We start from the raw sequence: 8,040 nt of genomic DNA on the forward strand, positions 1-8,040 counted from the left end.
GTCCGCTTCGTACATCTCGGCGAACAGTCGATCCATCTTCGCCAGCGCTTCGTTCGCCATTACGCGGATCGAACGCAACGGATGCGACTTGGGGACGAAGTCGTCCAGCTTGCGCACGGAAAACAAACTCTCGGTGAAAGTGTCGGCGCCGCGCATGATCTCCAGTGGGTAAGTGGTGGTTCATCTATCAACGCTTCACGAACTCTGCGCGATGACATGTTTCAGCGGTACTTCAGCAACCTGTTAAGCCCCGATAATGAAACGGTCCTGGAGAACCTTGGACTGCTCGCAGAACTTGCAGGCAATTGGCAGGGTGCTGGCTTCAATCTTGTTGCTCGCCCCGATTTTCATGATCAAACTAACTTATTTCTCGAACTCAACCTCACCAGCGAAACGACCAAATTCGATCCAATCTCCTCGTCGATCCCGAACCGAGGCTTTGGTCAGGACGACATCGAGCTTTTCGGGTTGACGTACCTGCAAAAAATACACGATGCCACCACTGGCGGGGCGCTGCACATAGAGCCGGGCATATGGATCAAACAGCCTGGAACATCTGACCCGCCGCTCTCTGCACCGCCTGGGGGGCAACTCGTCAGCAGAATGGCTAACATACCGCATGGGAATTCTTTGCTCGCCCAAGGTATAGCGACAAGGTTCGATGGCCCACCAACCATCAGTTCCGGAGCCAATCCAACAAGCGGTGGCAACCCGGCTTTCTCACTTTTCCCATCCTTCAACAGCACTGCTATCGATCTTCAGCCGCCACTCGCACCTGGGGTACCCCTTGGGGCTCCAGTTTTTGCGGCGGGCACCTCGGAAGCACAGTCGAAGCCTGGCGGCGGTTTCTCGGAATACACTCTTTCGAACGCCGACAGCTCGGCAAACACGCGAACCCCCTTGGGAAACATACCTCCCATCTTGCCCCCTGAGATTACGCAGGCGCTCTTAAACGATCCGGTCACGCTTTTACAGGAGACTGTCGTCGAGCAGCTCGCACAAGGTTACTCGTTCAGTGGGGTGGCACTTAACATTTCGACCGCACAGTCGATAACGTTTTTCAACGAACCGGTCATAAACGCATCTCCACTCCCAGGTACGTCCGCTATCGAAGTTGTACAGGCCGGTGGCGGGGCAGAGAATTTGTCGTTCCTGCAGCAGAATGCGACTACCACACTGGTTTACGCGACGTTTTGGATCGAGAAGCTTATTCATCCCCAGCGTCCAACCATCATGCAGCTGCAATACGCTCAGATGGTGATGCTAAATTTTCCGTCGCTCAAGATTCCGGGAAAGCCAAATTTTGCATGGCCACACGTTTCAGTTGCAACGCTTAGCAAGACCTTCGGGTAAGCAGATGGAATTGGGCCGCACAGCGACATGCGGTTTCAGTGGCCTGGTCTTGAGGCGAGCGGTTCATCTACGTGTGGGTGGAATAAGACTTCGTTCAATGCCACTGCGCGTTCCTAAATGCGCTCGTCCCGCTTCGCGGCCATGTCCGAGGTCGAATTCGGGTGGCACTGCTTACGCGAATTCGCTTTGCGCTGATTCAGCAAGCTGCCGTTATGCTGCTCTATGCGGCAGCCGTGGGCAATCCATCTGGTTTCCGACGTAGAACTTGGTGCCCCGTCATTCGGGTGTGCACGAATTGTGCGCGTGGCTCCTCCGTCCGAATACGGAGTTTACGGCCGTTTCAACGGCAGTTTTCCTCGCTCGCGGAACGACTGTTTGTGGCCGAGTGAACGAAACCGCTCGCGCGGTAGGGGCTCCGGTCCCACGCTGGAGGTGAGGCAGAGGCCGGTATTGGGATGGGCCGCGTTCTACGTCACCAATGTGGCTGATTGCTGACGATGGCGGCATCAGGCAACCCGACGGCAGCATACTGCATCAGTGAACTCTCACTCCCGACCCACACCCGTCCTTCGACGCGCACCTGAGTACGGCCGCTGTTGCTGTGGTAACTGTCGCTCACAACGCAGAAATGGTAGGAGCACTATTTGTCTTTGGTATAAAGCTCTTGCGGAGTGTAGACGCCGGCGAGCCAGGCGATCAGGATCGCAACGAACAAGCTAGCGGCAAACTTCGCAGATGGGGACTAGATTTCCGGGACGCTGTCCGCGTGGCGTGGTGCGCGATTCACGCCAAGCCATACCGCGAGATCATGCGCTGACATCGCCTTTGCGTAATACCACCCCTGGACATACTGCACACCCTTCTCGCGCAGCCACGCCACCTGTGCGCCCGACTCCGCACCCTCGGCGACAAGTTCCAGATTCAGTTCATGCGCCATCGCAATGATGTGGGGCGCAACGACGCTTGACGCGGTATCCCGCCCAATCGTGTCGACGAACGACTTGTCGATCTTCAGAACATCGAGCTCGAAAGTTTGCAGGTAGGAGAGGCTTGAATAGCCGGTTCCAAAGTCATCAATATAAATAGGATGTCCGGCTGCCCTGAACGCGGCTATGACGCCGCGCGTTGCATCCGCGTTCATGAAACTGCGCTCCGTCGCTTCAATGCGGATCTGCCGGGGAGCAATGCCGGTCCCTTTGAGCGATGCCGTGAGAAGGTTCAGGAACCGGAAGCTGCGTAAATCCTCGGCACTGAGATTGATTGAGACATAAAACGAAGGCTTCTCGACAAGCATTTTGCCAAGCTGTGCGAGAGTTTTTTCGAGGACGAGATCGGTTAGTGCCTGGATGAGGTGATTTTCCTCGGCAATCGGAACGAAGATATCGGGCGAGATCGTGCGGCCGTGCCATTGCCACCGGACCAGCGCCTCCACGCCTACACATTCTTCGTCAGCAAGCCGGACGACGGGTTGATACACCACGTCAATTTCGCGGCGCGAGATGGCCCATTCGAGCGTTGCGGCAAATGAGAGCTGACGCGAGACGCGTTTGTATGCCAGCCATCCAAGCGCGGCACCCGCAGCCACGCCGATCGAAAGCCAGGCGGCGAGGAGCTTCGGCCAGCTTCCGGCGACGCTGCCGCGCGGCGCTTTCACCACGACGGCGATTGGGCGCGTTGGGGACTGGGAGACTGCATATATCCACTTATCGCTCATTACGTCTCCGCGGTGCCTCCACGCGCTGAGCATCTCCGCCGGGTCCGCTCCTGGCGATACAGCAAAGACTGTGGCCGTCGGAATATGGATTGCCGCAATGGGCCGCTTTTCAGGGTCGATCACGTCAACGTATGAACTTGGGGCGAGGGCCACGTAGTGACCGTTACGGCCGATCTGTACGCCGGTGCGGCCTGCACTCAGCGGACTCTTCTGCCGGAACCACAGGAGGTAGCCATCGCTGGTCCGGTAGTCAGGAGGCGGCAAAGCTTCATCCTTCATGCGCATATCGCCGAGCAGCGGCGAGCAGAGGTACCGCCCATCGGCGAACGCCCCTGCATCCTGGACGTAGGTGTATCTGAAAATGACGCGAGCAGTCCATTCGAGGCTCGACTGCGAGCACGGTGCATCCGCTACCCGCTCGAGATCCGCGAGGGCGGCAAAGGCCTGGTAGGTGACAAGGTCCATGCGCATGACGGCCTTCTGCGCAAACTCATTGAGGTCGTCCCGGTCCCGACGTGCAACGTCCTCGCTAGCGACATAGAGACTGGTCAGCACCGGCGCGATGGTCACAAGACATCCCAGCGCAATCGAAGCCGAAATCAGCGTGGCGCGCGTGGGCATCTTGCATCCCCGGTATGGACGATAGGGAACAAATGACAGGCAGGTCGACCGGTTTGCGCGGGCAAGCCGCATGAAAGACAACCCAGCAAATCTGAGTCAAGGATAACTCGCTGGGCCCCATTTTCAACCGGATTGCCTGGTCTGGTCACCGGCCGGCTTTCAGCCGTTTGCGGTCGGTGCCGGCCCCGATGATCGGACCAAAGTCCGATACCCAATGTCAGTGACCACGCATAGGCTTAAAGATCCCGTTGAAACGCGCATGTCCAGGAGAAGTGCGAGGCCGCGATCGAGGTCCTTACCCGGGCGCAGCTGGCTGAGCCATCAACGGTCGTAGTTGTGCTGTGCGCCTTTTGGCATGCCGCAAGTCACAGCAGATGCGCCAGGGGCACCCGGGCCCGATCCTCGCCATGGAAACGGGATGGAGTTCCGTGACCTGCATGGGGCGCGCGCCGGATCTCTCGTCCGGCGCGAAGCGTGTCTGGTCGCGGCCATGCCGCAATGCTTTCGCGAAGACCCTACGTGTTCGCTGGCCGGCGAATCTACCGCGAGGATTCTCCCGTGCCATAACGTCAGCGCTGCAACGGCATCTCCCTTTGGCTCACTGGTCGTGCTGTGGCCAGATTTCCGGAGTCAGGCGGTGAACAAGATGTTCGGCGTCATCCCGCGTGGTACGAGCCCGAGTCGGACCGCTTTATCGGAGCCGGGCGATGCGAAGGGCAAACGGAAAGCCATCGTAGGGCTGGCAACCGTTGCCGTAGTGGTGACGGCCCTTCTCGGCAGCATGCTTTTGTTTGCCTCCTCCGCCTTGGGGCAGTCCGGCGGCCTTGGCGGCGCCGGCCCCCCACAACCGGTCGCTCCAGGCGGGGTCAGCAACGCCACCGTCACCGGTGCCAACGGCGGCAACGGCACGACGAGATATAGCGGCGGTGGTGGCGGCGGAGCGGGCGTCACGGGCGGTAGCGGGGGAAAGGGTGGCACCGGCCTCGATGGCACCGCCGCCGCCGGTGGCGCTGGCGCGACCGGCCCTGGCGGCGCGGGTGGTGCTGGCTCACCAGGCGCCCCGCCCCCAGCCTACTACGGCGACGCCGGCGGCGGCGGCGGCGGCGGTGCCGACGGCGCAGTTGTGACGACCACATCCAGCAACAGCGGCGCCTTGGCGGGAGGAGCCGGGGGAGCCGGCGGTGATTCAAGCACAGCTCGCCAGAGTAGCGGCGAAACCGGCGGCGGCGGTGGGGCTGGAGGCTACGGCGTGGTGCTCAATGCGTCCGGCATCACTTACACCAACAGCGGAAGGATTGCCGGAGGGGCCGGTGGCAATGGCGGCAACTCTGCTTCGGTCGCCGGCGGGGGCGGTGACGGCGGATACGGCATCGACTCGACATCCGTCGGCAACACGATCATCAACACCAGCAACGGCAGCATCAGCGGTGGCTACGGCGGGAACAACGGCTTCGGCGGCGCCAACTGCTGCCAGTCGGATACGCCGACGGGCGGCGCTGGCATTGCTGGCAACGGGCTGACGATCATCAACAACGGCTCAACCACCGGCGGTAATGGCGGCACGAATGGCGGCAGTAGTAACGATGGCTTCGGGTCCAGCGGCGTTGGCATCACCGGCGCGAACCTCGCCATCACGAACAGCGGCTCCATCACGGGTGGTCTGGCAGGAAATGGCACAACCCAAGCCAGCGCCATCACTTTCACTGGCGGCACCAACTCGCTTGAGATCGATGCTGGTTCGATCATCACCGGCAACGTGGTGGCATTCTCGTCGGCCGATACCCTCATTCTGGGTGGCTCGATCAACGCAACCTTCAACATGGCGCTGATCGGTCCGCCTGCGCAGTATCAGGGCTTTGGCCTGTACCAGAAGACGGGCTCCAGCACCTGGACGCTGACCGGATCAACCTCGACAACGACACCCTGGACGATTTCGGCGGGCACGCTACAGCTGGGCGATGGCATTACCAATGGATCGATTACCGGCAACGTCAATGACAATGCTGCGCTGGCGTTCAATCCGGCGACAGGCTCGACGACGACCTACAGCGGAGTGATTTCCGGTAGTGGAACGGTTAGTCAGATCGGCCCCGGTACGACGATCCTCACCGGTACCAACACCTACACGGGCGGCACAACGATTTCGGCGGGCATGCTGCAGCTGGGCGACGGCACCACCAACGGCTCGATTACTGGCAACGTCAACGACAATGCCACGCTGGCATTCAACCCGGCGACAGGCACGACAACGACCTACGCCGGCGTTGCCTCCGGCACCGGATCCGTCAGCCAGATCGGTCCCGGCACCACAATTCTCACTGGCGCCAATACTTACACCGGCGGCACGACAATCTCGGCCGGCACGTTGCAGCTGGGCAGTCGTGGCACGAGCGGCAGCATTGTCGGTGGCGTCACCGACAACGGCACCCTGGCCTTCGACACCAGCGGCGCGCTGATCTTGTCCGGTGTGATCTCCGGAAGCGGCGGGGTCAGCCAGACCGGCAGTGGCACCACCGTTCTGACCGGCGCCAACACCTACACGGGTGGCACCACGATTTCCGCCGGCAGGCTCCAGCTCGGCAGTGGCGGAACCACGGGGAGCATCGTTGGAAACGTTACGGACAACAGGACCTTTGTGTTTGACCGCAGCGACACCATCAACTTTGGCGGGGTCATCAGTGGCAGCGGCGCGGTGCAGCAGTCAGGCACCGGTACCGCGATCCTGACGGGAGCCAATACCTACAGCGGCGGAACCGCTCTCAACACCGGCACGATCGTCGCCGGCAACAATTCGGCGCTGGGTACTGGCACGATGGCAATGGCTGCTGGCACCACCCTGTCATGGCTGGGCGGGAACAACTATACGGTTGGAAACAACATCACCCTGGCCGGTGATCCGAATTTCATGCCGCCGCAGGGAACCACCCAGACCCTGACCGGAGGCATCTCGGACGGTAGCGCTCCGGGCGTGCTCAATGCGCTGGGCTCTGGCACACTGGTTCTGACCGGCACCAACAGCTACACGGGCGGCACAACTGTCAATGGCGGATCCCTGTACATCAACGGCGACCAGACGGCCGCCACGGGCGCCACCACGGTGGCGAGCGGCGCGACGCTGGGTGGCACCGGCATCATTGGCGGAAGCGTCAGCGTGAACGGCGGCACTCTGGCACCTGGCGCCGCCGCGGGGGGCATCGGGACCCTGACCATCAATGGCAACCTTGGTCTTACCAGCAGCTCGACCCTCGACTACAGCTTTGGCCAGTCCACTGTGCCGGGCGTCCCGCTCAATGACCTGACCGTGGTGAAGGGCAACCTCACGCTGGATGCTCTCGGTTCCCGGCCAGGTGAACCTGGTCAACACGACCGGTGTGACCGTGACCTACTGGGACGGCACGGGAAACCGCAACAGCGGCACTATCGACGGTGGCAGCGGGACCTGGCAGGCCCCTGTCGGCAACGACAACTGGACCAACGCAGTCGGCACGCTCAACGCGCCGTGGACGAACGGGGCCTTTGCGATCTTCTACCCTGCGCCGGGCACGGTGACGGTGGACAACAGCGCGGGCCAGGTCACGGCCTCGGGCCTGCAGTTCGCGTCCAACGGCTATGTGATCAATGGCGGGCCGCTGACACTGGTTGAAACCACGGCGGGATCGGGTGTCACGACCATCCGGGTCGGCGATGGCGCGTCCGACGGGGCGGCCTATACCGCGACCATTGACGCGATACTGCAGGGCAGCACGCAGCTGCAGAAGACCGATCTCGGCACGCTGGTGCTTACCGGCGCGAACACGTACACGGGCGGCACGGCAATCAACGGCGGCACGCTGCAGGTGTCCGCCGACAACAATCTCGGTGCGGCAGCGGGCAACCTGAGCTTCGATGGCGGCACGCTGGCAGTCACCGGTTCGGGCTTCACCTCGGCGCGCAGTACGACGCTCAACGCCGGTGGCGGCACGTTCGATATCGCGCCGGCCGGCACGTTCACCATGAGCGGCGTCATCAGCGGTGTGGGCGCCCTGACCAAGACCGATACCGGCACGCTGGTGCTCACCGGCGCGAACACCTATACGGGCGGCACGACGATCGGCCAGGGCACGCTGCAGCTGGGCAACGGCGGCACCAGCGGCAGCATCGTCGGCAACGTCACCGACAATGGCACCCTGGCATTCGACCGCAGCGACACGCTCACCTACGGCGGCGTGGTCTCCGGAACTGGCGCCCTGGTGCAGATGGGCACCGGCACCACGGTGCTCACGGGTACCAGCACCTACAGCGGCCCGACCACCGTGCAGACCGGCACGCTGACCGTCAAAGGCTCGATAAGCTCGCCCGTGACCGTACTGTCA

General features: G+C 61.9%; 4 protein-coding genes and 1 pseudogene. 3 read left to right on the forward strand and 2 right to left on the reverse strand.

The genetic code is table 11. The annotated features are described in order from the left end of the window. Nucleotides 1-156 (reverse strand): annotated as a pseudogene (locus M3I54_RS43035) (IS5/IS1182 family transposase); the annotation flags it as partial. Between the two features lie 60 nt (nt 157-216). Between M3I54_RS43035 and M3I54_RS43040 the strand changes: the two are divergent. Then, nucleotides 217-1,353 (forward strand): heme-binding protein, encoded by a 1,137-nt coding sequence (locus tag M3I54_RS43040; protein WP_254346441.1) that lies wholly within the window; start codon nt 217-219, stop codon nt 1,351-1,353. A gap of 742 nt (nt 1,354-2,095) precedes the next feature. Here M3I54_RS43040 and M3I54_RS43045 read toward each other — a convergent pair. Further along, on the reverse strand, nt 2,096-3,688 hold the full coding sequence (locus tag M3I54_RS43045; protein WP_254346442.1) for an EAL domain-containing protein: 1,593 nt from the start codon (nt 3,686-3,688) through the stop codon (nt 2,096-2,098). A 646-nt stretch (nt 3,689-4,334) separates the two neighbouring features. Here M3I54_RS43045 and M3I54_RS43050 point away from each other — a divergent pair. Then, nucleotides 4,335-7,331: an autotransporter-associated beta strand repeat-containing protein gene (locus tag M3I54_RS43050; RefSeq protein ID WP_254346446.1), complete on the forward strand. Its 2,997-nt coding sequence runs from the start codon at nt 4,335-4,337 to the stop codon at nt 7,329-7,331. Continuing rightward, nucleotides 7,240-8,040, forward strand: an 801-nt coding sequence (locus M3I54_RS43055) for an autotransporter-associated beta strand repeat-containing protein (RefSeq protein WP_254346444.1), incomplete at its 3' end; no start/stop codon positions are given. The genes M3I54_RS43050 and M3I54_RS43055, both read left to right, overlap by 92 nt.

It is taken from the genome of Paraburkholderia sp. CNPSo 3274, from assembly GCF_024206475.1.
Classification (GTDB): domain Bacteria; phylum Pseudomonadota; class Gammaproteobacteria; order Burkholderiales; family Burkholderiaceae; genus Paraburkholderia.

Coding starts and splice junctions, on each gene's coding strand:
- M3I54_RS43045 (WP_254346442.1), bottom strand. CDS start 3,688: ATGCCCACGCGCGCCACGCTGATTTCGGCTTCGATTGCGCTGGGATGT.
- M3I54_RS43050 (WP_254346446.1), top strand. CDS start 4,335: ATGTTCGGCGTCATCCCGCGTGGTACGAGCCCGAGTCGGACCGCTTTA.
- M3I54_RS43040 (WP_254346441.1), top strand. CDS start 217: ATGTTTCAGCGGTACTTCAGCAACCTGTTAAGCCCCGATAATGAAACG.